24 protein-coding genes and 3 tRNA genes are annotated in these 24,835 nt (G+C 64.8%); 13 read left to right on the top strand and 14 right to left on the bottom strand.

The window, feature by feature from the left end; genetic code table 11:
- The first annotated feature begins 118 nt into the window (after positions 1-118).
- Positions 119-391, top strand: coding sequence for a hypothetical protein (locus tag GGR90_RS10680; protein WP_167921408.1), 273 nt, complete (start codon positions 119-121; stop codon positions 389-391).
- Between the two features lie 37 nt (positions 392-428).
- On the opposite strand, the gene GGR90_RS10675 is transcribed toward GGR90_RS10680, so the two are convergent.
- The 5 genes from GGR90_RS10675 to GGR90_RS10655 all read right to left on the bottom strand — a co-directional run bounded on the left by GGR90_RS10675 (position 429) and on the right by GGR90_RS10655 (position 3,759).
- On the bottom strand, positions 429-1,265 hold the full coding sequence (locus tag GGR90_RS10675; RefSeq protein ID WP_245198571.1) for a TraB/GumN family protein: 837 nt from the start codon (positions 1,263-1,265) through the stop codon (positions 429-431).
- A gap of 71 nt (positions 1,266-1,336) precedes the next feature.
- The gene (locus tag GGR90_RS10670) at positions 1,337-2,287 is read right to left on the bottom strand and encodes a TraB/GumN family protein (protein ID WP_167921406.1); all 951 of its coding nucleotides are present in this window, start codon (positions 2,285-2,287) and stop codon (positions 1,337-1,339) included.
- 71 nt (positions 2,288-2,358) lie between these two features.
- Complete coding sequence (locus GGR90_RS10665; protein WP_167921405.1) at positions 2,359-2,991, bottom strand: hypothetical protein; 633 nt, start codon at positions 2,989-2,991, stop codon at positions 2,359-2,361.
- Entirely contained in the window at positions 2,981-3,196 is a 216-nt protein-coding gene (locus GGR90_RS10660; RefSeq protein WP_167921404.1) for a helix-turn-helix transcriptional regulator, read from the bottom strand. Before GGR90_RS10660 ends, GGR90_RS10665 begins: the two co-directional genes overlap by 11 nt.
- Before the next feature lie 233 nt (positions 3,197-3,429).
- On the bottom strand, positions 3,430-3,759 hold the full coding sequence (locus GGR90_RS10655) for a UrcA family protein (RefSeq protein WP_167921403.1): 330 nt from the start codon (positions 3,757-3,759) through the stop codon (positions 3,430-3,432).
- A 274-nt stretch (positions 3,760-4,033) separates the two neighbouring features.
- On the opposite strand from GGR90_RS10655, the gene GGR90_RS10650 reads away from it, so the two are divergent.
- From GGR90_RS10650 to GGR90_RS10625, 6 genes are all read left to right on the top strand, one after another.
- Complete coding sequence (locus GGR90_RS10650; protein ID WP_167921551.1) at positions 4,034-4,915, top strand: glycine--tRNA ligase subunit alpha; 882 nt, start codon at positions 4,034-4,036, stop codon at positions 4,913-4,915.
- 112 nt (positions 4,916-5,027) lie between these two features.
- The gene (gene glyS / locus GGR90_RS10645; protein WP_167921402.1) at positions 5,028-7,172 is read left to right on the top strand and encodes a glycine--tRNA ligase subunit beta; all 2,145 of its coding nucleotides are present in this window, start codon (positions 5,028-5,030) and stop codon (positions 7,170-7,172) included.
- Between the two features lie 34 nt (positions 7,173-7,206).
- On the top strand, positions 7,207-7,668 hold the full coding sequence (locus GGR90_RS10640; protein ID WP_167921401.1) for a hypothetical protein: 462 nt from the start codon (positions 7,207-7,209) through the stop codon (positions 7,666-7,668).
- A gap of 88 nt (positions 7,669-7,756) precedes the next feature.
- On the top strand, positions 7,757-10,417 hold the full coding sequence (gene ppdK / locus GGR90_RS10635; protein ID WP_167921400.1) for a pyruvate, phosphate dikinase: 2,661 nt from the start codon (positions 7,757-7,759) through the stop codon (positions 10,415-10,417).
- A gap of 270 nt (positions 10,418-10,687) precedes the next feature.
- Positions 10,688-10,764, top strand: a tRNA-Arg gene (locus GGR90_RS10630).
- A 228-nt stretch (positions 10,765-10,992) separates the two neighbouring features.
- Positions 10,993-11,787 (top strand): helix-turn-helix domain-containing protein, encoded by a 795-nt coding sequence (locus GGR90_RS10625; protein WP_167921399.1) that lies wholly within the window; start codon positions 10,993-10,995, stop codon positions 11,785-11,787.
- A gap of 284 nt (positions 11,788-12,071) precedes the next feature.
- Here GGR90_RS10625 and GGR90_RS10620 read toward each other — a convergent pair.
- Positions 12,072-12,162: transfer RNA gene (locus tag GGR90_RS10620), tRNA-Ser, on the bottom strand.
- Positions 12,163-12,292: 130 nt separating this feature from the next.
- Here GGR90_RS10620 and GGR90_RS10615 point away from each other — a divergent pair.
- Both GGR90_RS10615 and GGR90_RS10610 read left to right on the top strand, forming a co-directional pair.
- Positions 12,293-13,261 (top strand): peptidylprolyl isomerase, encoded by a 969-nt coding sequence (locus tag GGR90_RS10615; RefSeq protein ID WP_167921398.1) that lies wholly within the window; start codon positions 12,293-12,295, stop codon positions 13,259-13,261.
- Positions 13,262-13,360: 99 nt separating this feature from the next.
- Positions 13,361-13,675: a DUF1905 domain-containing protein gene (locus GGR90_RS10610; protein WP_167921397.1), complete on the top strand. Its 315-nt coding sequence runs from the start codon at positions 13,361-13,363 to the stop codon at positions 13,673-13,675.
- On the opposite strand, the gene GGR90_RS10605 is transcribed toward GGR90_RS10610, so the two are convergent.
- Entirely contained in the window at positions 13,665-13,805 is a 141-nt protein-coding gene (locus GGR90_RS10605; protein WP_167921396.1) for a hypothetical protein, read from the bottom strand. The two genes, GGR90_RS10610 and GGR90_RS10605, sit on opposite strands and share 11 nt — an antisense overlap.
- 106 nt (positions 13,806-13,911) lie before the next feature.
- Between GGR90_RS10605 and GGR90_RS10600 the strand changes: the two genes are divergently transcribed.
- A tRNA-Thr gene (locus GGR90_RS10600) sits at positions 13,912-13,986 on the top strand.
- A 27-nt stretch (positions 13,987-14,013) separates the two neighbouring features.
- On the opposite strand, the gene GGR90_RS10595 is transcribed toward GGR90_RS10600, so the two are convergent.
- On the bottom strand, positions 14,014-14,892 hold the full coding sequence (locus GGR90_RS10595) for a LysR substrate-binding domain-containing protein (protein ID WP_167921395.1): 879 nt from the start codon (positions 14,890-14,892) through the stop codon (positions 14,014-14,016).
- Between the two features lie 141 nt (positions 14,893-15,033).
- Here GGR90_RS10595 and GGR90_RS10590 point away from each other — a divergent pair, with 141 nt between their 5' ends.
- Positions 15,034-17,355 carry a CDC48 family AAA ATPase gene (locus tag GGR90_RS10590; protein WP_209023676.1) on the top strand — a complete coding sequence of 774 codons (2,322 nt, stop codon included), beginning with the start codon at positions 15,034-15,036 and terminating at the stop codon, positions 17,353-17,355.
- 104 nt (positions 17,356-17,459) lie between these two features.
- Here GGR90_RS10590 and GGR90_RS10585 read toward each other — a convergent pair whose 3' ends face one another.
- Complete coding sequence (locus tag GGR90_RS10585; RefSeq protein WP_167921394.1) at positions 17,460-18,767, bottom strand: MFS transporter; 1,308 nt, start codon at positions 18,765-18,767, stop codon at positions 17,460-17,462.
- Between the two features lie 146 nt (positions 18,768-18,913).
- On the opposite strand from GGR90_RS10585, the gene GGR90_RS10580 reads away from it, so the two are divergent.
- A complete protein-coding gene (locus GGR90_RS10580; RefSeq protein ID WP_167921393.1) occupies positions 18,914-19,552 on the top strand; it encodes a class I SAM-dependent methyltransferase in 639 nt (212 codons plus the stop codon).
- Here the strand turns inward: GGR90_RS10580 and GGR90_RS10575 are convergent.
- Positions 19,549-20,739, bottom strand: a complete 1,191-nt coding sequence (locus tag GGR90_RS10575; protein WP_167921392.1) for a phospholipase D-like domain-containing protein — start codon at positions 20,737-20,739, stop codon at positions 19,549-19,551. The genes GGR90_RS10580 and GGR90_RS10575 overlap by 4 nt on opposite strands.
- 133 nt (positions 20,740-20,872) lie before the next feature.
- Between GGR90_RS10575 and rpoZ the strand changes: the two genes are divergently transcribed.
- Positions 20,873-21,217 carry a DNA-directed RNA polymerase subunit omega gene (gene rpoZ, locus GGR90_RS10570; RefSeq protein ID WP_167921391.1) on the top strand — a complete coding sequence of 115 codons (345 nt, stop codon included), beginning with the start codon at positions 20,873-20,875 and terminating at the stop codon, positions 21,215-21,217.
- 54 nt (positions 21,218-21,271) lie between these two features.
- Here rpoZ and GGR90_RS10565 read toward each other — a convergent pair whose 3' ends face one another.
- Genes GGR90_RS10565 through ftsH form a run of 4 tightly spaced genes read right to left on the bottom strand, consistent with a single transcriptional unit; the run spans position 21,272 to position 24,805 of the window.
- Complete coding sequence (locus GGR90_RS10565; RefSeq protein WP_167921390.1) at positions 21,272-21,877, bottom strand: DUF3800 domain-containing protein; 606 nt, start codon at positions 21,875-21,877, stop codon at positions 21,272-21,274.
- A 9-nt stretch (positions 21,878-21,886) separates the two neighbouring features.
- Positions 21,887-22,381 carry a DUF11 domain-containing protein gene (locus GGR90_RS10560; protein ID WP_167921389.1) on the bottom strand — a complete coding sequence of 165 codons (495 nt, stop codon included), beginning with the start codon at positions 22,379-22,381 and terminating at the stop codon, positions 21,887-21,889.
- Positions 22,382-22,416: 35 nt separating this feature from the next.
- Positions 22,417-22,803, bottom strand: coding sequence for a hypothetical protein (locus GGR90_RS10555; RefSeq protein WP_167921388.1), 387 nt, complete (start codon positions 22,801-22,803; stop codon positions 22,417-22,419).
- Between the two features lie 58 nt (positions 22,804-22,861).
- Positions 22,862-24,805 (bottom strand): ATP-dependent zinc metalloprotease FtsH, encoded by a 1,944-nt coding sequence (gene ftsH, locus GGR90_RS10550; RefSeq protein ID WP_167921387.1) that lies wholly within the window; start codon positions 24,803-24,805, stop codon positions 22,862-22,864.
- Between the last annotated feature and the right edge of the window lie 30 nt (positions 24,806-24,835).

Here is a 24,835-nt window from a genome sequence, read left to right as displayed (position 1 = left end):
TAGCCGGGAAGCGGCGGAATTGCAAGCGTTGGTCGGCGGGTAGGGGAGGCGACGGGTTTCGACCGATTGCGGACATTCGTCGGAGGCGGTAACCTGTGGCATCAGGGGGAAGCGCAACATGTTCGAACGGATATTTCAGAGAGCTATTGGCGTCGCATCAAGACTGTTATTCGCCGCTTCCTTGGTGATGGTCGTGTGGGGGGTGGTCTATGCGATCTACGCTTTTGGCAACTTTGGGATGAGCGGACCGTCGCTCTCGGAACAGGCGGGGTGGGCCGCTGCCTCGCTGGCGATCTTGAACTTGTCTTTTGCTCCCGCAGCTCAACTATTTTTCGGCTCTGTTATCGTCCACTATCTTGAGCGTTGGATGGAGCAACGCGCTCGTCCATAACGTCCGCTCCCCACCCCAAAGCGGACGCCGACGCCGATCATTGCACCCGCATCACCGTCAGCCCTTCAGCCTCCACCATCGCTGGAACGCCGTCAGCGCCCACCAGATGCCCCGCACCCACCGCCATCAGCACGGTGCCCGGCCGCTCCATCCGCCGCTTCACCCACGCGCTCCAGCGCCGGTTGCGGTCGGTGAGGATCGCCTTGCGCGCGGCGGGCACGCTGTCGATGTCCTCGTTGATCACCGTTTCGAGCGCCGCGACGTCGCCGCGGCCCCACGCCGCGGTGAGCGCGCCCACCTCCTTTACCGCGTCGCCCGCTTCCTCGGCTGCGCGCGTGAGCAGGATGCGCTGGGTCTGCAGATCGAGCGTTTCGAACAGCATCAGCTGTTCGCGTGCCGTCTCGAAGCCGCCAATCGGCTTGCCCGCGGCCTCGAATTTTTCGGTGAGGCCCGTTTCCACACCATCGGCCGAGGACAGGCCGGCATTTTGCGCGACGCGCTGGCCCATCAGGACCATCACCGCCCAATCATCGAGCCCGTCCTCGCCAAAGCTGCGGCCGCTTGCTTCGAGCGCGCGAAAACCGGTCAGCGCCTTGCCCGAGAGGCGCGCTTCGATCGCGAGCGGGGCGTCGCGCTGGGCGAGCTGCCGGAATGTCTCCCCCGCGGCCGCGAGTTCGGCGGGCGACAGCTCCATCATCAACTCGTCGGCTGCCTCGATCGCGCTCGTCACCCGGCCCGCGTCCCAGTCGGTGCCGCGCGGCACCGCGTGCATTGTGCCGAGAATATAGATTTTCGTATCGGCGTCCGCGACCATCCACATCGCCGGCCGCGCTTCAGGCCCCGGCTCTGCGGTCCCGCAGGCGGTCAGCAGCAACAATGGCGAAAGGGCGACCGCGATGCGGCGGCCCCATCGTCCGGATTCGCGGGAGAGAGGCGCGGATGGCCTCAATATTCGACCCGTTTCACGGTCAGGCCGCGTTCCTTCAGATAATCCTGCACGCTGTGCTGACCCGCGAGATGTCCGGCGCCGACCGCGACGAACACCGTTCCCGGATGATCCATCCGCGCCTTCAGCTTGTCCGCCCAGCGCGCGTTGCGATCCCAAAGCAATGTCTTCGCGAGTTCGGGTGTCGCCGCAAGACTCTCGTTCATCGCGACCGCCAGACCATCGGGATCGCCCTTCGCCCATAGCAAAACCATCTTGTCGAGCTGCGGCCCCAGTTGGTCGAGATCCTTCACCACCGCGTTGAGGAAGGCGACCTGCTGCGTTTCGGGCAGCGTGTCGAAGAAGCCGAGCTGTTCGGGGAGTGTCTCGAGCCCCGCCACCGGCTTGCTCACCGCCTTCGCGAAGCCGGTCAGCTGCTTCTCCGCGCCCTGTTCGGGATCGTATCCGAGCTTGGTGAGCGGCAGCACCGACAGCGTGATCGCCGGGAACCAGGGTTCGAACATGTCGAACTGCGCGGCGGGCAGGCCAACGCTCGCCATCGCCGCCTGATAGGCCGCGAGTTGCTCCGGCTTGAGCCGCGACGACAGCGTCCTGCCGCTCTGGTCGATCGCCAGCGGCATCATTACCTTGACCATCTCCGCCTGATCCTCGGGCAGAACGATCTCGAGCATCAGCTGGTCCGACTTGTCGAACGCGGTCTTCACCGCCTCGTCGAACCAGCTGAGACCGGGCTTCAGCACATGGACGGTGCCGAACAGATAGATCGTCGTGTCCTCGTCCCTCACCACCCACAGCGCGGGGTCGGCGTCGGTCGCGGTGGGCGCCGGCGCTTGCTGCGTCGCGGTGGCGGGCTCGGCGGCAACGGCGCTATTGCCGCCCGGCCCCAGCGCGCACTGCGCGAAGGGGATGACCGCGCAGGTGGCGGCAAGCGTCTTGAACCATTTTTTCACAGGAAAGCCTCTCGTCAGGGGGCACCGGGCCGGAGGAAGGGAAAAGGGAAGGAGGAAAGGGCGATCGTCGGTCAGCGGAATTTCAGCCACATCCAGACGATGGCGTTCGCGATCAGCGACAGCAAGAAAAGCAGCATCGCGTCGACCGGCGGCGCCATGCCGGCGCGGTGGAGCGCCCACCAGGCGGGAGCGGGAAAGATGAAGGCATACCAGCCCGCGACGCACGCCCACAGCCACGCGCGCTCTTCATGGTCGTCGATCGCGCGGTGGTAAAGGACCATGCCGACGGCGAGCCCGCCGATCCACAGCAGCGACGCGCCGACGGCGAAACCGGGGCTCAGCGTCCCGCTGGCGAGCATTTCGGCGAACCCCCGATCGATCGGCTGATCGGCGACGAGCCAGCCGCCGACGATGCCGCCGATCGTCGCGCAAAGGCCGAGCGCCAGCCAATAGTGCCGCCGGCGAGGCGGCAGGCTTTGCCATGCCGATCGATAGCGGCGCGCATAGACGGCCAGCGCGACCGCGCCGAAACCCAGCGCGGCGAGCGGACCGGCCCAGGCGGGAAGCGGGGTGCCGCCATCATCGACCATAGCCTGATTATAGCCAGCGAAGCCGCCGAGCACGCCCGCGGCGGTCAGTACGATGATGATCGGCCAGACGATCATCGCCGGCAGGTTATGAGGTTTCGTATTCTCAACCGGCATCGTCGCCTCCCTTGTAACCGTCATCGAAAATCTCCTCGATCGGCATTGCAAACAGCCGCGCGAGCTTGAAGGCGAGCGGCAACGACGGGTCGTATTTCCCCGTTTCGATCGCATTCACCGCCTGCCGCGAGACGTCGAGCCGGTCGGCGAGTTCCGCTTGGCTCCAGTTCCGCATCGCGCGCAGCACTTTCAGCTTGTTGTTCATCGGCGCCTCGCCAGCATGTCCGTCCGAAGGGTCATCATCTTCCCATAGCGCATCAATATGTTCGGGAAGGGGAATATTTATTCTGTCCTTGCGGCAGGTCGCGTTGATGGCGACAGTTTCCGATCGGCCTTGCCCGGGATCAAGGAACTGGAGCGCCCGTCCCGGGGCGCTCCAGCCCAAGTCGCAGCCGTCACCGGGGAGGCACGGCAGAGCGAAGCCGTAGGATCCTGTCGTTACCGCGGGGTGCGGATCATCAATAGCGCGAGCCGGCTGCCGTCTTGCGCCGCCGCAATAGCCCGCGCCGCTTGCGGTTCGGCCTGCGCGAGCGCGGCGGTGAGGCACGCCGCTTGGCGGCTACCTTCGCCCGCGCGGCGAAGATTGGTGCGGCAGACGCTGCGCGCGGCGCTTTTCAGGCGGGTATCCAGTCGTTCGCGATCGGTCGCGCGGGTCAGGTCGAGATCGTCGATGCGGATTTCGGCCGTGGCGTTTTCGCTCTCGGCGGCCGCGGCGGGAATTGCGCTGGCGGCAAGCGAGAGGGCGAGGATCAGCGTGCGGGTCATCATGTCATTCTCCTTGGATCAGCAGGTTGTGGTCAACTCAACCTGCCTTAATGTCACGTTTCCATGACTATATGTCGCGATTCGCTGACTATGTCAATAAAACCTTACAAAAAGTTCTGAAGACCTGACTAAAGCGGATTTTTTCGCGCCGTGGCGAGCGGCGGGGAGCCTTGACCATGCGCCGCCGCTGGGCCAATGCGGCGGCGATTTTTGCACCTGCGAAGGGATTGCGGCCGTGGCCGACGGGGCGGACAAGACACCACTCAGCTTTCAGGGCATGATCCTGACGCTGCACAATTACTGGAGCGCGCGCGGCTGCGCGATCTTGCAGCCTTATGACATGCGCGTGGGGGCGGGGACCTTTCATCCCGCGACGACGCTGCGCAGCCTCGGTCCCGAGCCGTGGAATGTCGCCTATGTCCAGCCAAGCCGCCGGCCGACCGACGGCCGCTATGGCGAGAACCCGAACCGGCTCCAGCATTATTACCAATATCAGGTGATATTGAAGCCGTCGCCCGCCGACCTGCAGGAGCAATATCTAGGATCGCTCGCCGCGATCGGCATCGACCCGCTCCTCCACGACATCCGCTTCGTCGAGGACGACTGGGAATCGCCGACGCTCGGCGCGTGGGGGCTCGGCTGGGAAGTATGGTGCGACGGGATGGAAGTCACCCAGTTCACTTACTTCCAGCAAATGGGCGGCTTCGACTGCAAGCCCGTCGCGGGCGAGCTTACCTACGGGCTCGAACGCCTCGCTATGTATATCCAGAACGTCGACAATGTGTACGACCTGCGCTTTTCCGACGCGGTCGACGATGTCGCGGCGGTCAGCTATGGCGACGTGTTCCTCGAGAATGAAAAGCAGTTCTCGAAATGGAATTTCGAGGTCGCTGACACCGAGACCTTGTTCGCAGGCTTCAAGGCGGCCGAGGCCGAATGCAATCGCGCGATCGACGCTGGCGTTCCGCTCGCGGCCTATGACCAGGCGATCGAGGCGAGCCACCTCTTCAACCTGCTGCAAGCGCGCGGCGTGATCAGCGTACAGGAACGCGCCAATTATATGGCGCGCGTCCGCGACCTCGCAAAGGGCAGCTGCAAGGCGTGGATCGACAGCCAGTCCGAACGCTGGGCCGAAAACTATCCGGGGTGGGTGCTGTGACCGTGGGCTCAATAAATAGGGACAGTCCCTATTTAATTTTCGCGCGCGCTGCGTGCCGCGCCGTCAGTTTGCGATTAAATAGGGACTGTCCCTATTTATTGAGGGATGCGCTGTGACCGACTTTCTTCTCGAACTGCGCAGCGAGGAAATCCCGGCGCGGATGCAGGCGGGGGCGCGCGCCGAACTCGAAAAACTGTTCCGCGCGCAGCTCGCCGCAGCGGGCCTCGAAACGGGCGAGCTCACCATATGGTCGACGCCGCGCCGCCTTGCGCTGATCGCCAAGGGTCTTCCCGAAGCGACCGCCGCGGTCAGCGAGGAGCTCAAAGGACCGCGCAGCAGTGCGCCGCCGCAGGCGCTCGAAGGTTTCCTTCGCAAGACGGGGCTGACGCAGGACCAACTCGAAGACCGCGACGGCGTCTGGTTCGCCGTCATCGACAAGCCGGGCCGCGCGACCGCAGAGGTGCTTGCCGAGGCGATCCCCGCGATCGTCCGCGGCTTTGCCTGGCCCAAGTCGATGCGCTGGGGCAAGGCGAGCGCGAGCAGCGAAAGCCTTCGCTGGGTGCGTCCGCTGTCGGGCATCGTCGCCATCTTCGGCGAAGACCTTGTTGCGTGTGAAGTTAGCGGGATTTCCGCCGGTTTCGCGACGCGCGGTCACCGCTTCCACTGCCCGGGCGAGATCACGATCGGATCGGCCGCCGACTATGCCGAAAAGCTGCGCGCCTGCCACGTCATCGTCGACCATGAGGAGCGCCAGTCGATCATCCGCGACGGCGCCGCCAAGGCCGCGGCCGACGCCGGGCTGACGCTGGTCGAGGACGAGGGGCTGGTGATCGAGAATGCCGGGCTCACCGAATGGCCGGTGCCCTTGCTCGGCCGGTTCGACGAAGCGTTTTTGGAAGTGCCGCCCGAGGTCATCCAGCTGACCGCGCGGGTGAACCAGAAATATTTCGTCGTGAACGATGCGGACGGCAAGCTCGCCAACGGCTTCGTCTGCACCGCGAACATCGACGCGGTCGACGGCGGGGCGGAGATCGTCGCGGGCAACCGCAAGGTTCTCGCCGCGCGCCTGTCCGACGCGCGCTTCTTCTGGGAACAGGATCAGAAAAAGACGCTCGCGCAGCACGCCGAGAAGCTCGCGAACATCACCTTCCACGAAAAGCTCGGCACCGTCGCCGACAAGGTCAAACGCGTCGCGAAGCTCGCCGAATGGCTGGCGAGCGAAGGCGTCGTCCCGAATTGCGACCCAGCGCTCGCGCGGCAAGCGGCTGAACTCGCCAAGGCCGACCTCGTTACCGAAATGGTTGGCGAGTTCCCCGAATTGCAGGGCCTGATGGGCGGCTATTACGCCCGCGCCGAAGGTCTGCCCGATGCGGTCGCCGACGCGATCCGCGATCATTACAAGCCGGTCGGGCAGGGCGATGACGTCCCGACTGCGCCGGTGACGGTGGCTGTGGCGCTGGCGGATAAGCTCGACGTCTTTACCCAATTCTTCGTGCTGATCGATGAAGCTCCGACCGGATCGAAAGACCCATTTGCTTTGCGGCGCGCGGCCTTGGGCGTGATTGCTACCATTTTACGGAACGGCCTGCGTTTCCGCTTGGAACAGGTGTTGCTGAAGGCTGTTGAAGATGATCTCGATAAGTTCGGGGTTGTTTGGGAAGGCCACACCGAAAAGAAGCTGGCATCCTTCTTCGCCGACCGCCTCAAGGTCCAACAGCGCGAAGCTGGCGTCCGTCACGACCTCATCGACGCGGTGTTTGCGCTCGGCGGCGAGGATGATCTCGTCCGCTTGCTCGCCCGCGTGAAGGCGCTGCAGGCGTTCATGGCGACCGACGACGGCACAAACCTCCTCGCGGGCTACAAGCGCGCGGCGAATATCCTGAAGCAGGCGGGCGAGACGTCCCCCTCCCGCTTGCGGGAGGGGCTAGGGGAGGGCATGTCCGATGGCGCTTCCGACGAAACAGGCCCTCCCCCGACCCCTCCCGCAAGCGGGAGGGGAGAAATGGACCCCGCCGAGGCGGCCCTGCTCGCCGCGCTCGACACCGCTGAACCCGCGGCCGCCGCCGCCGTCGCCGACGAACGCTTCACCGACGCGATGGCCGCGCTCGCGTCGCTCCGCGCGCCGATCGACGCCTTTTTCGACGGCGTGATGGTCAACGACCCCGATGAAGCGGTCCGCGCCTGGCGGCTCGGGCTGCTGGCGCGGTTCCGTGATGCGGTGCACAGCGTCGCCGATTTCTCGAAGATAGAGGGTTAGGGCTCTCCCGGTCATCGAAGGAAGGTGAAGCGTCATGGACAACAGCCACCTCATCTGGATTTTCGCGATCGGCTTTCCGCTGTTCTTCGTCGCCATGTGGCTGCTCGTCACGCGCATCCTGTCGTGGGTGGGATGGTCGAAATATCTGCCCGCCTTTGCATGGGACCGCCCGATCCCCGCCGATGCGCGCCGCTTTTCATGGGCGACGATGGTGATCGGCCGCTTTCCCGGTGGTGTCAGCTACCGGAATGCGATCAATGTCTGGATCGATCAGCGCGGCATCTATCTTCGCCCGCCCGTCTTCTTTCGCCTGTTTCATCCGCCCCTGCACATCGGTTGGGACCAGATCGCGGCGATCGAGCCGCGCAAGACGCTGTGGGTCAAGGCCTGGTCGCTCGCCTTTCGCCGCGACGTGCCGATCCTGACCTTCGGCGGCAGCGCGGGGGAGGCGATCTTCGACCATTGGCAGGCCCGCCATGGAGGCAGGCCAGCCTGACACCGCTAAAAGCAAAACTGAGTCGACCGCGAAGGGCGGCGACCCTATTCCCCCCGCAACCTCCTCCCCGGGGCAGCAGGAGCTTATGATGACGAAGATGGTGCATTTGTTCGGCGGCGACGCGACCACCGCCGAACGCTCGAAGGAATTGCTGGGCGGCAAGGGGTCGAACCTCGCCGAAATGGCCTCGATCGGCCTGCCGGTGCCCCCGGGCTTTACGGTCACCACCGACGTCTGCACCGCTTATTATACCAACGGCGAGCAGTTTCCGGCCGGACTGGTCGATGATGTCGCCGCGGGCATCGCGCATATCGAGGGTATCACCGGCAAAACATTCGGCGACCCCGCCGACCCGCTGCTCGTCTCGGTCCGTTCGGGCGCGCGCGTGTCGATGCCGGGGATGATGGACACCGTCCTCAATCTCGGGCTCAACGACCGCACCGTCGTGGGCTTGTCCGAAGCTTCGGGCGACCCGCGTTTCGCGTGGGACAGCTATCGCCGCTTCGTCCAGATGTACGCCGACGTCGTCATGGGCCTCGACCATGCCGAGTTCGAGGAAGCGCTGGAAATCGCTAAAGAAGACAGAGGTTTCTATCTCGACACAGAGATGTCTGCTGAAGACTGGCAGGCGCTGGTCAAGGAATATCAGGCGATCGTCGAGCGCGAGACCGGCGCGCCGTTCCCGCAGGAACCGAACGACCAGCTGTGGGGCGCGGTCGGCGCCGTTTTCGCGAGCTGGGAAAGCGACCGCGCCAAAGTCTATCGCCGGCTGAACTCGATCCCCGCAGAATGGGGCACCGCGGTCAATATTCAGGCAATGGTGTTCGGCAATATGGGCGACACGTCGGCAACCGGCGTCGCCTTCACCCGCGACCCGGCGACGGGCGAGCGCGCCTGGTACGGCGAGTGGCTGATCAACGCGCAGGGCGAGGACGTCGTCGCGGGCATCCGCACGCCGCAATATCTCACGAAAATTGCGCGCGAGAAGGCGGGCGCCAAGCCGGCGTCGATGGAAGAGGCGATGCCCGAGACCTTCGGCGAGCTCGGCCGCGTCTTCGACACGCTCGAGACGCATTATCGCGACATGCAGGATATCGAGTTCACCGTCGAACGCGGGACGCTGTGGATGCTGCAGACGCGCAGCGGTAAGCGCACCGCCAAGGCCGCGCTCAAGATCGCGGTCGATATGGCGGCTGAGGGGCTGATTTCGGAAGAGGAGGCCGTTGGCCGCGTCGATCCGGGCGCGCTCGACCAGTTGCTCCACCCGACGCTCGACCCGAAGGCACCGCGCGACGTCCTGACCAAGGGGCTCCCCGCGAGCCCCGGCGCCGCATCGGGCAAGATCATGTTCGACGCCGACAGCGCCGAGAAGGCCGCGGGCATGGGCGAGGCGGTGATCCTCGTTCGCGTCGAAACCAGCCCCGAAGACATTCACGGCATGCACGCCGCCAAGGGCATTTTGACCGCGCGCGGCGGGATGACGAGCCACGCGGCGGTCGTTGCCCGCGGCATGGGTCGCCCCTGCGTCTCGGGTGCCGGCGGGCTGTCGATCGACGGTAATGCGCGCGTTCTGCGCGTGGGCGGACGTGAACTGCGCGAAGGAGACATCCTCACCCTCGACGGTTCGACCGGCGAAGTAATGGCGGGCGAAGTCCCGACCTTGCTCCCCGAACTGGTCGGCGATTTCGGCGTGTTGATGGGCTGGGCCGACAAGGTGCGCCGCATGAAGGTCCGCGCCAACGCCGAAACGCCGCAGGACGCCCAGGTCGCGCGCGATTTCGGTGCCGAGGGCATCGGGCTGTGCCGCACCGAGCATATGTTCTTCGACGCGGCGCGCATCACTGCCGTACGCGAGATGATCCTTGCCGACAGCGAAGTCGGCCGGCGCGTCGCGCTCGCGAAGCTGCTCCCCGAACAGCGCGGTGACTTCGCCGCGATCTTCGGGGTGATGGCGGGCCTGCCGGTCACGATCCGCCTGCTCGATCCGCCGCTCCACGAATTCCTGCCGACGCGCGAGGAGGATTTCGCCGATGTCGCCGCGGCGGCGGGCGTGGGTGTCGAGGCGCTGAAGGCGCGTGCGAACGAACTGCACGAATTCAACCCGATGCTCGGCCATCGCGGTTGCCGCCTTGGCGTGACCTATCCCGAAATCTACGAGATGCAGGCGCGCGCGATCTTCGAGGCGGCGTGCGACGTCGCTGCCGAGACCGGCGCCGCGCCGATCCCCGAGGTGATGATTCCCCTGGTGGCGACGCGCCGCGAGTTCGACCTGATGAAGGCGGTCGTCGATGCGCAGGCCGAGGCGGTGTTCGCCGAAAAGGGCCGCGAGATCGCCTATCTCGTCGGCACGATGATCGAACTGCCGCGCGCCGCGCTGATGGCGGGTGAGATCGCCGAGAGTGCCGAATTCTTCAGCTTCGGCACCAACGACCTCACTCAGACGACGATCGGCATCAGCCGCGACGACGCGGGCCGCTTCCTGACGCAATATGTCGACAAGGGCATCTTCCTGACCGACCCGTTCGTCAGCCTCGACGTCGAAGGCGTCGGGCAACTGATCGATCTGGCGGCAGAACGCGGACGCAAGACGCGCCCCAACGTCAAGCTCGGCATCTGCGGCGAGCATGGCGGCGACGCGCCGAGCATCCATTTCTGCGAAAAGACCGGTCTCGATTATGTCAGCGCCTCTCCCTACCGCGTGCCCATCGCGCGTCTGGCGGCAGCGCAGGCGGCACTGAAAGCGAAATAACGCCCCTCGCGGGCGCGGTGGCGATGACGGTGAAAGCGTAGGCGACGCGGCCTGCGCTTTCGAATCATGGTCGAGTGCGAGGGCGGGCAGCGCCCGCGACCGTGCGCAGAGCACGAACGCGGGGTCGCGCCAGCCGGGCCGCTCATCGAGAAACTTCGCGAAAATCGACGCGCCGGACGCCATCCGCCGACGATCATCCCGCCAATGGGTCACAAAGCTGAAATAGGGGGTTGCGCCCCCGCGCACGGCCCCTTAAAGGCGCCTCTCCACGCACCCGTAGCTCAGCTGGATAGAGCATCAGACTACGAATCTGAGGGTCGGGCGTTCGAATCGCTCCGGGTGCACCATTCCCTCCTGCTGCTGTCATTGGACAGGCGTTGGGAATTTTTCCCGCTTAAATCGACGAACTCCGGAAGCTGCTTCTCGCGGCGGATTCCGCCCTGCTCGCGCGTGTAATTCGACATGAACCAAAGGGCCGGCCCGCGCCCGATCAGCAGTGTTTCGGCAACTTAACATGGGTGAATGTCCGCGCGGCGCGTAACGCCCATCTGATCTCCCTAATCCAAGGGGGACACATGGGGCTGGGTGAAATCGTCAACGGGCTGCTGACCTCGCGCGAGCGGTTGATTTGGGAAGCCAGCCTGGCGCGCAACGCGCGCGACTATATGAAACGTGCCGACTTGGCCCGCGAAGGCGAAAGACCCGTGGCGCTTCGGATCATATTGGCGGGCTGGGCGCAGAAATATAAGCAGATGCCCGACGGCCGCAGGCAAATCCTGGGCCTGGTCCTGCCGGGCGAGCTGTGCGACCTTGATCTTTTTACCGTCGCGCGCACCGACCATTCGATTGCCGCGGTGCGCCGCCTGTCGGTGGCGGAGATCAGCCGGCCGGACGCGCAGCGGCTTTTCGAACAATGCCCCAATTTGGCACCGGCATTGTGCTGGGCCGCGATCATCGGCGCGGCGGTACAGCGTGAATGGACGATCAACATCGGGCAGCGAAACGCGCTCGAGCGCGTGGCCCAGCTCCTTTGCGAAATCTATGTTCGTCAGCGCGACGTCCCGTCCGGCGGCGGAGGTTCATGCGACTTCCTGCTGACTCAGGGGCAGATGGCGGAAGCGATGGGGCTGACGCAGGTGCATGTGAACCGTGTCGTCCAGCAATTGCGCCTTCGCTGTGCCGTGGAGATTCGCAACATGCGGCTCGAAATTCCGGATTTCGCGCAGCTGGCGGCCTTGGCGTCGTTCAACGCGACCTATCTACATCTGGGCGAACCGGCGATGCTGGTCGAAAGGGCGCGGATGCTGTTCTTGCCGGACCTCGACGGTCGGGACCGGCCGATCGACGGCGCGCTTTCGTCGGCGATCTGACAGGGATCGAATCACAGTCATGCCGCTTCCCGTATCGAGGAGGCGAGGTGGGGTCCGTGAAGGAAGTGCAAGAAGGACTCTGCGTCGCCGCAGAGTCCTTCAGTCCTCTTGTATATGGCTACGCAAGAGGATGCCCATCTACCGCCCCGGGTCGCTGGGTCGGTGTCCGTGAAGCGACTATTAGCCCAGATGTGGCTGTTCTCTCGCAACATAGATTATAGTCGGCATGAAAAGGCAGCGGCGCGGGGGACAAGCGTTCCAGCAGGGCATCTGCGGACATATGGTGGCGGAGCGGGAGGGATTCGAACCCTCGATACGCTTTTGACGTATACTCACTTTCCAGGCGAGCGCCTTCGACCACTCGGCCACCGCTCCGCATGCACCCCGGTCGTTTCGTGCGAAGCACGAAGCGTGAATCGGGTGCCCAACCAATTCGCACTGGAAGGGGCGCCCTAATCGCTTGGCGGGGCTTTCGCAAGCCGATTGGGCGTGGCAGACATCGGGTATGAAACATCTTTTGCTTGCGGCAATCGCAGCCGCGTCGCTCATCCTTCCCGCCATCGCTTCGGAGCCGGCGCCGATCTCTTCGCCGGGGGAAATTGCCGCAGCGGCCCCTGCGAGCGACTGGATCGCCATCGCGCCATCCGACCTGTTGGTGATGGACCTCGCGCCAGATGCGAAGGGCCCTTCGACACGCTCAGGACCGCGGCGCGTCGTCATCCAGTTGATGCCCGCGCCGTTCAGCCAGGGTTGGATCGGCAATATCCGCAAGCTCGCCGCCGCGCACTGGTGGGACGGGACGAGCATCAACCGCGTGCAGGACAATTATGTCGTGCAATGGGGGGACGCGACCGAGAAGAAGGCGTTGCCGGAGGGATTGGCGGCGGTGCCGGAAAGCCGGTATGTTGAGTCCCGCTTCGCATCCGCCGGAGTTCATGCCGGTGCGGGCGGAACCGAGAGGTTGCTTTCCGTGCCTGTGAAGACGGACGCCTACAGCGGGCTGGCCGGTTTTTGGAGCGGGTGGCCGGTCGCTGGTGCAAAGGAGGGACATGATGTCTGGCCCGTCCATTGCTACGGCACTGTCGGCGTCGGCCGCAATATGTCGCCCGATACCGGTAGCGGCGCCGAGCTCTATGCCGTAATCGGGCACGCACCGCGCCATCTCGATCGCAACATCGCCGTCGTCGGCCGCGTCATTAGCGGGATCGAGCATCTTTCGAGCCTGCCGCGCGGGACGGAGGCGCTTGGCTTCTATAAAGCGGACGCCGAGCGCACGCTCATCACTTCGATCCGCATCGCGAACGAATTGCCGGCGGCCGAACAGCCCGAATTCGAATATCTGTCGACCGAAAGCGACAGTTTCGCGCGCTATGCCGATGCCCGCGCCAACCGGCGCGATCCCTTCTTTATCCGGCCCGCCGGTGGCGCCGACATCTGTAACATTCCAGTACCGGTGCGAGCGGTAGCGAAGTGACGCAGACCCGTTTGCATCGAGCGAAGTCGAGATGCCCCGAAGGCATGCACCGACGATGGGTGTCTCGACTTCGCTCGACACGAATGGGTTAGGAACGGCGTGGAAAGTTTTACCGTCACGACGCCCTTGTGGCGCTGGCAATCGGCTACCGCGCCCGCGGCTTGGTTCTTCGTGACGATCGCGGGCGACGAAGCCGACGGGATCCGCATGGCGGCGATGACCGGCCAGTGGATCGACGGGCAAAAAGGATTCGGCTCGGCGCGCGTCGAAGCGAAAATTGGCGACACGAGGTGGAAGACGTCGGTGTTCCCGCACAAGGAAAGCGGAGGCTGGCTGCTGCCGGTCAAGGCCATGGTGCGCAAGGCGGAAAGCCTTGCCGAGGGCGACGAAGTGACCGTGACGGTCAGTCTTTAGGCGGCGTTTCAGCCTTTGCGTCGCGCGCCTGCGCCTTTCGTTTGCGCAGATTGGCTCGCAGCGCTTCGGCCAGACGGCGTTCGCGCTCGAGATCGGCGGGGGAGGGCGTCTTGCTCACGAACGCGGCCATGCCCGCGAAATCGCCGCATCGTCAAGCCTCGCGTCTTGACAGGCGAGGGACGCCCCGCCATAGGCCGCGCCTGCCCAGCGAACATGCGTTGGCGGGCGGTCCGGTTGCTGCTGTAGCTCAGTGGTAGAGCGCGTCATTGGTAATGACGAGGTCGACAGTTCAATCCTGTCCAGCAGCACCATTTCCCACATTCGAGACGATTATTGCGTCAGATTCTGGCGGCCAGCAACCAGTCGTGGAACAGCTTGACCGCGGGCTGGCGCAGCGCGCGCGGACGGCAGACGAACCAGTAGCTGTAGGGGCTGTCGACGTCGAAATCGAACAGGCGGACGAGGCGCGGGTCGTGCGCGTCGTCGAAATGGTGGCCGTGCATGAAAGCCACGCCGATGCCCTGCGCCGCGGCTTCCAGCATCAATGGCCCCGAATCGAAATAGTCGATCCCGGCCGGTTCCAGATAGGGCATGCCGATCGCTTTCTTCCATTCGGAAAAGGTCTCGGGCATTTCCCTGTGCAGCAATACGGTCATCCGCTGCATCTGTTCGGGCACGGTTATCGTGCGGTCGCCATCGGTCAGCGTCCGCGACGCGATCGGGAACACCTTGTCCTGATCGAGCCGTGCGGCATAAAGCATCGGATCGATCGAGCGGGCGAGCGCGATCGCAGCGTCGATGCCTTCCCCCAGCCGCGCTTCGCCGTGCGACATGGTGTCGATGTCGATGTGCAGTTCGGGATGCTGGCGCCTGAGTTCGGGAAGGCGCGGGAACAGCCGCTGCTGTGCGAACAGCGGCAGGACGTTGAGATGGAGGCGGAGCGAGGCGTCGGGGCTGCCGGCTTGGCCGATCACCGCGCGCAGTTCATCGAGAAGCGGCGACAGTTGCGCGTCGAGCGCGCGGCCCGTCTCGGTGAGGCTGAGCCCGTGATGATGGCGGTTGAACAGCGGGCGTCCCACGGCATGTTCGAGCGTCTGGATGCGGCGCGACAGCGCGGGCATCGACAGGCCGAGCTCGATCGCAGCCGCCTTGACCGTGCCATGGCGGGCGACCTCGAGAAAGGCTTCCATGCTGCTGAGGGGGGGAAGGCGTGGCATATCGGTTGGCGATGATGGCATGAGCGAAGCGGACACGCCAGAATTTTGTGCAGTGCGTCATAGATTGACCGAGAAGCGGGGTCGCAAATCGGGAACGACAACCTATGTTTCGCATTCTGACCTTTTTGAGGGAGACGCGTCTTGGCCGAAGCGGCGGTAAAAGAAAAACAGGTGAAACTGCAGGTGGCGAATTCGCGCGCCGAGGAAAGCGGCGGCGGCATCGCCCGCATTCCGCGCTCGGCGATGGCCGAGCTTGGCGTGACCGAGGGCGATATCATCCAGATCAGCGGCAAACGGCAAACGGCGTCGCGTATCGTCGCGCCCTATGCCGAGGATGAGGGGCTGGAGGTCATCCGGCTCGATGGCTTGCAGCGCGCCAATGCCGGAGCAGGCGCGGGCGATATGGTGGTACTGAGCCGCGTCGAAACGCGCCCCGCGGCCCGCGTGGTGTTCGCGCCCGCGCAGGAAAATCTTCGGCTTCAGGGTTCGGCCAACGCGCTGAAACGCAGCTTCTTCGGCCGTCCGCTCGTCGCGGGCGATACGGTCGCGACTGCCGGGCAGCAGCGGCTGCCGTCGGGCGATATGCCGCCGCAGCTCCGCCAGATGCTCAACGCGCCGGCCTATGCGCTGGCCGAGGTGCGCCTGCTCGTCGTGTCCGCGACCCCCAAGGGCGTCGTTTTCATCGACGAAAATACCGAAATCGAACTGCTGCCCGAATATCAGGAGCCGCAGGATGCGCGCCGCACCGACGTAACCTATGACGATCTCGGCGGGCTGGGCGAGACGATCGACCAGCTGCGCGAGATGGTCGAGCTGCCGCTGCGCTATCCCGAGCTGTTCCGCCGTCTGGGCGTCGACCCGCCGCGCGGCGTGCTGCTCCACGGCCCGCCGGGAACCGGCAAGACGCGGCTCGCGCGCGCGGTCGCCAATGAGAGCGAAGCGCAATTCTTCCTGATCAACGGCCCTGAGATCATGGGCAGCGCCTATGGCGAATCCGAAAAGCGGCTGCGCGATATTTTCGAAGCTGCGGCCAAGGCCGCGCCGTCGATCCTGTTCATCGACGAGATCGATTCGATCGCTCCGAAGCGGGGGCAGGTGCAGGGCGAGGCGGAAAAGCGGCTCGTCGCCCAGCTGCTGACGCTGATGGATGGGCTCGAACCGCGGACGAACCTGGTGGTCATCGCCGCGACCAATCGCCCCGATGCGATCGACGAGGCGCTGCGGCGCCCGGGCCGTTTCGACCGCGAGATCGTGATCGGCGTCCCCGACGAGAAAGGCCGCCGCGAGATCTTGGGGATTCACACGCGCGGCATGCCGCTCGCCGACAATGTCGATCTGGACGAGCTTTCGCGCACGACCTTCGGCTTCGTCGGTGCCGATATGGCGGCGCTGACCCGCGAAGCCGCGATCGAAGCCGTCCGGCGGATCATGCCCAAACTTAACCTCGAGGAAGGGACGATCCCGCCCGAGGTGCTTGAAGAATTGCGCGTGACGCGCGAGGATTTCAATAATGCGCTGAAACGCGTCCAGCCCTCGGCGATGCGCGAAGTGATGGTGCAGGCGCCGAAGACGCGCTGGAGCGACATTGGCGGTCTCGACGCGGCGCGCGACAAGCTGATCGAAGGGATCGAACTGCCGCTGAAGAATCCCGCGGCGTTCCGGCGCCTCGGAATCCGTCCGGCCAAGGGCTTTTTGCTCTATGGCCCGCCCGGAACCGGCAAAACCTTGCTGGCCAAGGCGGCGGCGCGCGAATCGGATGCCAATTTCATCTCGATCAAATCGTCGGACCTGCTTTCGAAATGGTATGGCGAGAGCGAACAGCAGATCGCGCGCCTGTTCCAGCGTGCGCGCGCCGTCGCGCCGACGATCATCTTCATCGACGAACTCGACAGCCTGGTGCCGGCGCGCGGCAGCGGCACGTCGGGCGAACCGCAGGTGACCGAGCGCGTCGTCAACACGATCCTCGCCGAGATGGACGGGATCGAGGAAATGCAGTCGGTGGTCGTCATCGGCGCGACCAACCGCCCGAACCTGATCGACCCGGCGCTGCTGCGCCCGGGACGGCTCGACGAGCTCATCTATGTCTCAGTACCCAATACCGAAGGACGCAAGCGCATCCTCGAGATCCAGACCGGGAAGATGCCGCTGGCGAATGATGTCGATTTGGGCGTCCTTGCCGAAAAGTCCGATCGCTTCACCGGCGCCGACCTCGAAGATCTGACGCGGCGCGCGGGCCTCTCCGCGCTCAAGCGTTCGATGAGCAGCGAGACGGTGACGATGGAAGATTTCGAAACCGCGCTGAAGGATACCCGCGCATCGGTCACTGAAGCGATGGAGAGGGATTATGAGAAGATTCAGGGCGAGATCAAGCAAGCCGCGATGAGCGTCAATCCGATCGGCTTCTTCGCGCCGGGCATGTTGAAGCCCATCCGCGAGCGCAAGCATGAGGAACCGAAAGACTGAACGAAAGCGTCATCCCGGCGAAGGCCGGGATCTCGATCTCGCATCCAAACGCGCCGGCGAGATCCCGGCCTTCGCCGGGATGACGGCGGCGTGGGAGGGCTGGATCAGGTCAAGTCCGAGGGTCTGAGCGCCGACCAGCCCCATAGGACCAGCCAGCCGCAAAACCCCGCCATCAGGCCGTAGGCGACCATCGGATGCCAATTATAGAGCAGCACGCCGACGGCCGGCGACACGATATAGGCCGACCCGTTGATCGAGGCGGTCATGCCCGCGACGCTGCCCTGATCGCGGCGCGGCACCGATAGCGACGCGCCCGCGGTGAAGCCCGGGCGAAACAGCCCGAAGCCGAGCGAGGCGAGGGCAAAGCCGATGATGATGCCGTGAAAATCATGCGACAATCCGGTCAGCACCGCCCCGAGCCCGCCGAGCGTCGCGCCGCAGAGCACCGCGGTTCGCGGCGACATTTTGAGCAAGGGGATCAGCCCCCATTGCGACAGCAGCGTCGCGAACGCGCCCGCCATCAGCACGATTCCCGTCATCGCGGCGCCCTCGTCGGGGCGTAGGCGGAGGTGCAGACGGTCGAGGATCAGGAAGCCGATCACCCCGAGCATCATCGCCTGTGCTTGGCCGCCGAGGAAGCCGGCGAGCATCCACACCCGCACGCGCTTGTCAGCCCAGCGCAGGACGTCGGGCGCGATATCGGGCCGATCGGGTGCCTGTTCTTCGGTCTCTTCGGCGGCGGTCTGAGGCGATCCGGCGGTCGTGGGATAAGAGGCGACCGCCCCGCGCGCCGCAAAGCGCGGGACATCGTTGGGCAGACGCCAGCGCAGTGCGATGAGCACGCCGATGCCGATCAGCGCAAAGACGAGCAGCGGCCCGGCGAGGCCGACGATGGGCAGGATGAAGAAGGGCGCGATCGCGGGACCGATGACGGTGCCGAGCCCGAAGGAGGATGATACGAGCGACAGCGCCTGCGTCCGCTGTTCGGGATCGGTGCGCGCGGCGACATAGGCCTGCACCGCGGGCGGCGCGGCCGAGCCGAGCCCGCCATACAGGCTGCGGAACAGCGCGAAGAGGATGAAGGTCATGCTCGCCGCCAGCCAGCCTTCGAGCCCTGCCCACAGCACGAAGCCGCAGAGCGCCATCGACGAAAGGAAACCGATGACGCCGAGCGCCATCAGCGCCTTGCGCCCGCGCTTGTCCGACTGGCGCGCCCAATGCGGCGCGGTGAGCACCCAGAGCAGCGCCGACCAGCTGAAAGCGAGACTGACCCAGACGTCGGGAATGTGCAATTTGGCGCCGATGGCGGGAAGGATCGACTGCATCGCGGTATTGCCCGCCGCCGCGACCAGCATCACCGCGAACAGCACCGCCATGCGATCGGAAGGGATGGAATGCGATGCCGTCGCCATGTCCGCTCCCTCTTTTTCACTGTTCGTAACGCGCCTTCTCCCTACACGCGGGCGCCCGTCTGTCCAGAGTCAAGACAGACTCTTTCCTTGCGCGACCGTCACGATTTTGCCACGCCATTGCCAACCGCAACAACGCGAAAGCCACCATGACCAATCCGCGGGCGCAGGCCCAAGAAACGAAAGCCCCGCTGGTCCGCCGGTTGCGGGTGGGCCTCAAACGCTTTTTCGGGCCGTGGGGCATGTTCGTCCGCGGCTTTATCAAACATCCGGTCATGGTGGGGTCGATCGTGCCGTCGTCGCCGACGCTGATCCGCCACATGCTGCGTCCGGTCGACTGGAAAAACACGAAGCTGTTCGTCGAATATGGTCCGGGGGTCGGCACTTTCTGTCGCCCCGTTCTCGAACATATGGCTGGCGACGCGACGCTGATCGCGATCGACACCAACGAGGATTTCATCGAATATCTTCGGAAGGATATCCGCGATAGCCGCTTCATCGCGGTTCATGGTTCGGCCGCCGATGTCGAGGAGATCATCCGCGCGCACGGCTTCGAAAAGGCCGATTATGTCCTGTCGGGCTTACCGTTCTCGACGCTGCCCGCCGGTATCGGTCCGGCGATCGCCGCGGCGACGCACCGCGTGCTGCGTCCGGGCGGCGCTTTCCTCGTCTATCAATTCCGGGCCCGCGCGCGCGACTTCCTTGCGGCGCATTTCAATCGCATCGATAATGCGTTCGAATGGGTAAACGTCCCGCCCTGCTTCCTTTTCTGGGGCTGGAAAGATTAAATTTCCGGGTCGAGGTCGCCGAGCCCGAAGTTGAGTTTCCGCGACACCGTATAGTCGACCACGCCGACGACGAACCAAGCAAGCGTCCAGCGCAGCCGCGTTAGCCAATTGCCGCGCGCCTTGTGCGATTGCGGCGTGATAATCTCGCAGTCGGGCCGCAGCGACGCGAGGAAGTTACGCATCTTTTCGGCAAAGCCCGCGTCCGCGATCCGCACCATCACCTCGATGTTCACGAACAAGCTGCGCACGTCGAAATTGGCCGATCCGATATAGACGACATCGTCGATGACGATCAGCTTCATGTGCAGCCGGCACGGCCGATATTCCCAGACTTCGGCACTCTTGCGCAGCAGATAGCCATAGAGCAGCCGCGACGCGCCGATCGTTGCCGGGTTGTCGGACTTGCCGGCCATCACGAAACGCGCGCGGCCGCGCCGCGCGACGCGGCCGAGCCGGCGCAGCATACCCTGACCCGGCGAGAAATAGGCCATCGCCATGTCGAGCTGGCGTGCGTCATCCAGATCGGCGCGCACCGCGCGCGCCCAAGGGGAGAGGCGCTGCGTCGGCCCGCCGACGAGCCAGGATACGGCCTCGCCATCGACCGGCCATTCGCGGATCAGCCGCCGCAGGGTCAACACCTTGCCGTCTTCGTTGACCGTATAATCGTGGATTTCGGCGAACCACTGCGCGGCGCGGACGACCGTCGGGCCGGTCACGACCATTCCGATGTCGAACCAGCAATCGCCGCGCGGCGGGCTCAGATAATCGTCGGCGATGTTGAACCCGCCGGTGACCGCGATATAATCGTCGATCAGGATCAGTTTCTGATGGTTGCGGATCAGATAGGTCGACCGCCAGCGGCGCGAGAAGAAGGTGACGCTCCCCCCCGCTTCGCGCAGCGGGTTGAACAGGCTGTCGGGGGTGTCGCCCGATCCGAAGCTGTCGATCACCGCGCGCACGCGGACGCCGCGTTTGGCGGCGGTCACCAACGCGTCGAGGATGCGCCGGCCCGCGGTATCGCTCTCGAAAATATACATGATCAAGTCGATGCTGTGCGCCGCGCCTTTGATGAGGTCGAGGAGGCGCGCCAACCTCTCGCCGCCGTCGAAGAGCAGTTCGAGGCGGTGGCCTGCTACATCCGCCGACAAACTCTTGTGCAGGTCGGCAGGGGGGCAGGCGTCAGTCATCACCCGCTCATAGGCTGGCGGCGGCAAAGGCCGCAAGAGCACCGCTTTGGTTGACATCGGCGGGCCGCGCTGCTAGCGCGCAGCGCTTGCCGCCAGCCCCAAAGGCTGGCCTCTCCGATATTAAGGAAACAACATGGCCCGCGTTACCGTCGAGGATTGCGTCGACAAGATTTCCAACCGTTTCGACCTGGTTCTGCTCTCCGCCCACCGCGCGCGCGAAATCTCTGGCGGCTCGGAACTGACCGTTGACCGCGACCGCGACAAGAATCCCGTCGTCGCGCTGCGCGAGATCGCCGAACAGACGATTCGTCCCAAGGATCTGCAGGAAACGCTCGTCGGTTCGATGCAGAAGGTTGTCATCGACGATGACGATACGCCCGACGAAATCAGCTCGATCAGCCGTTCGGCGGAGGCCCTGCGTCTGACCGCCGCTGCGCCGCCGCGCAGCCCCGCGGGCGGCGGCAACGACTTCGAATAAGCGCCGCTTGCATCAGAATCGCCAAAAGGGCCGCAGGAAACTGCGGCCCTTTTGTTATGGAAGCTTGGTGAGTTCGGCGATGCGGACTGCCTTGGAGGCGAGCATCGGGTCTAGGATTCGCTGGATGCGATGCGCGCGCTGCGAACCGACCGTGATGTTGAACAGGCTGTTCGCTATCACATCGGCGATCTGAACGCCGTCGCTGCGGCGGCTGTCGGCGAGCGAAGCGCGGCCCCATTGGCCGAGCCCCTCCTGTATCTCTTCGCGGACGTGCGCGAGTATCTTGGGATCGTAGCGCCCGTCGTCGATCACGACGTCGGTGCACACGCCGCCCGTTTCGGGCAGCCACCGCCCGATCGCAAGATTGAGCAGTCCGGCATAAAGCGCGAGATCGCTCGGCAGCGTGCCGCCCGGATTTTGGGCGAGCTTGTCACGGCTGGCGACCGCGACCCATGCCCGGCCCCCGGCGCGATCGAATAGTTCGAGCAGATAGGCGCGCTCGACGATGCTGATGCGGCTGCCCTTGAGTTCGCCGCGAAGTCCCGTGACGCCGCGGAACCGTTCATGGATTTCGGTTGCGGCCTGGGGCGCCAGCATCACCGCCGAGAAAGTCATCGCGCCCGCGTTGAGCCCGCCCGATTCGTCGCAATAAATCGTCATTCGCGGGGGTTACCGCACGCGCCCGAAAAAAGCGACCGATCGGCTCGCGCCGGGAGCGATCGCGTCGGGCCACAGCCAGCGGACGTGCGTCACCTCGGCGGTGGTGGCGGGGCGGCTGGCCCCCCCTTCGACCGGTACGATGAGGGGAATGAGTGCGGCGAGCGGACCGAAATTCTTGCCACCGTCGATCGAGACGCCGAAGCCTGCTGTATCGGCCGTATCGTCGTAAACCAGGCCTTCGGGAATGGGATTGACGAGATTGACTCCCGAGGCGGGCGCGGCGCCATCGTTGGTGAAGGTGAGGGTGACCCGAACCCTGTCGCCGGGAACAACGACATCGGGATCGACATAGGTCTTTTGCGCCGGTTGGCTGGCTGTCGCCGGCGTCGATTTCTCCAGTTCAATCTTGCTTGTCAGCGCGCCGGTGCCCTGCGCCGCCGCCGAGCCGGCATTGACGATCAGAAGCATCGCAGCGGCCAAGATATTCCCCACCTTGCCAATCATGGGCATCTCCTTTGGTCCTTCGCGCTTTTGGCGCATCAGGTGGGGCAGGGATAGCGTTTCTTCATCAGGGCGTCGAAGGCCGAATAGATGCTGACTTTCCGCTGCGCGGAAACCGGATAGCTGCGCAGGTGCGACAACCATTGATCGGGGGTGAGGCTGCCCGATTCGGGCGGGCAACTCGTCGTCCTGCGCCCGGCGCGGCGTTCGGCGTCGATCCGCGCCTTATAGCGTTTACCCGCCGCGACGACTTCGCCCTTGAGCTGATGGCCTTGCGGCGTGGCGAGCGCAAGCGGACCAAGTCGTTCGATCGAGGCCGCGCGCGCCAAAAACGCCGCGACGCTCATGTCGCCGGGCGCCATGGCGCAGAGGACGGGAATCGCGAGCAGGCCGGAGAAAAGGCGCGCATGTTTCGCGTTGATCATGCGCCGCAAATCGCCCTCCGGCAATGAATAGTCCCTGAAGGGGGCCAGGTCGCGAAGCCTAGGCCCCCTGAGGATTGGCGTCGCCGAATGGGCGCGGCTTGCGCTTGATCTGCGGCAGGCCGCCGGCATGGCCCGAGACAGGCATACCGCGCTTCGTCGCATCGTCTTCGCGGCCGATGTCTTCGCCCTTGATCGCGCGCTTCGCTTCTTCGCCCGACAGCGTTTCATATTCGAGCAGCGCACCGGCGAGCAGGTGGAGCTCGTCGATATTGTCGGTGAGCACCTTGCGCGCAACCTTTTCGCCTTCCTCGACGAGCCGGCGAACTTCGGCGTCGATCAGCTTGGCGGTTTCTTCGGACATATTCTGCGCGCGCGACACGCTGTGGCCCAGGAAAACCTCGTCCTGATTGTCGCGATAGCGCAGCCAGCCGAGCTTTTCGGACATGCCATATTCCATGACCATCGAGCGCGCCATGTCGGTCGCCTGCTGGATGTCGTTGGAGGCGCCGGTGTTGAGCTCATCGTTGCCATAGATCAGCTGTTCGGCGATGCGGCCGCCGAAGCAGAGCGCGAGGCGCGCCTTCATCTGCTTCATATTCTGCGAATAGCGGTCGCGCTCGGGCAGGTTCCACGTCACGCCCAGCGCGCGGCCGCGCGGGATGATCGTGACCTTGTGCAGCGGGTCGTTGTGCTCGACGTGGAGCGAGACGAGCGCGTGGCCCGCCTCGTGATAGGCGGTCGCCTTCTTCTCGTCCTCGGTCATCACCATCGAGCGGCGTTCGGCGCCCATCATGACCTTGTCCTTCGCCTCTTCGAACTCGTCGTTGGCGATCAGGCGCTTGCCCTTCTTTGCGGCGAGCAGCGCCGCTTCGTTGCAAAGATTGGCGAGGTCGGCGCCCGAGAAGCCCGGCGTCCCGCGCGCGACGCGGCGAAGGTCGACGTCGGGCGCGAGCGGCTTCTTGCGCGTGTGGACTTCGAGGATCTTCTGGCGGCCCTCGATGTCGGGGCGCGGCACGACGACCTGGCGGTCGAAACGGCCCGGGCGGAGGAGGGCGGGGTCGAGCACGTCGGGGCGGTTCGTCGCGGCGACGATGATGATGCCCTCGTTCGCTTCGAAACCGTCCATCTCGACGAGCAATTGGTTGAGCGTCTGCTCGCGCTCGTCGTTGCCGTTGCCGAGGCCGGCGCCGCGATGGCGGCCGACCGCGTCGATTTCGTCGATGAAGACGATGCACGGCGCGTTGCGCTTCGCCTGTTCGAACATGTCGCGGACGCGGCTGGCGCCGACGCCGACGAACATTTCGACGAAGTCCGAACCCGAGATGGTGAAGAAGGGGACGCCCGCCTCACCCGCGATCGCGCGGGCGAGCAGGGTCTTGCCGGTGCCGGGCGAGCCGACGAGCAAAGCGCCCTTCGGAATCTGGCCGCCGAGCTTCGAAAATTTGGTCGGGTCTTTCAGGAATTCGACAATTTCCTCAAGCTCCTCGCGCGCTTCGTCGATGCCCGCGACGTCGTCGAAGGTCACGCGGCCCTGCTTTTCGGTGAGCATCTTTGCCCGCGATTTACCAAAGCCCATCGCGCCCGAGCCATTGTTCTTCTGCACCTGGCGGAAGACGAAGAAGGCGATACCGAGGATCAGCAGGAAAGGGAGCGACTGGATGAGCATATACATCCAGAAGTTCGGCACTTCGGCCGCCTTTCCGTCATATTTGACGCCATTGTCGTTGAGCATCTTGAGCAGTTCGGGATCGCGCACGACGTTGGCGGTGAAGCGGTCGCCGTTCGAGAGCGTACCGGTCACCTTGTCTTCGGACAGGACGACGTCCTTGACGCTGCCTTCCTCGACCTTCTGGCGGAATTCCGAATAGGCGAGCGGGCTGCCCGCGGGCTGCGCGGCGCCGCCGAACATCGAGGCGACGAGGAGCATGGCGAGCAGAATGCCGCTCCAGATCATCACGCTCTTCATCCAGGGATTGCCCTGCGGTTCCTTGTCGTCCTGCATTCGGATTCGTCCTCAACGGCGCGGTGCTGC

This window comes from Sphingopyxis italica (assembly GCF_011926545.1).
GTDB lineage: Bacteria > Pseudomonadota > Alphaproteobacteria > Sphingomonadales > Sphingomonadaceae > Sphingopyxis > Sphingopyxis italica.
The sequence above is the reverse complement of the archived record's forward strand: the minus strand, read 5'-3'. Positions and strand labels throughout refer to the sequence as shown.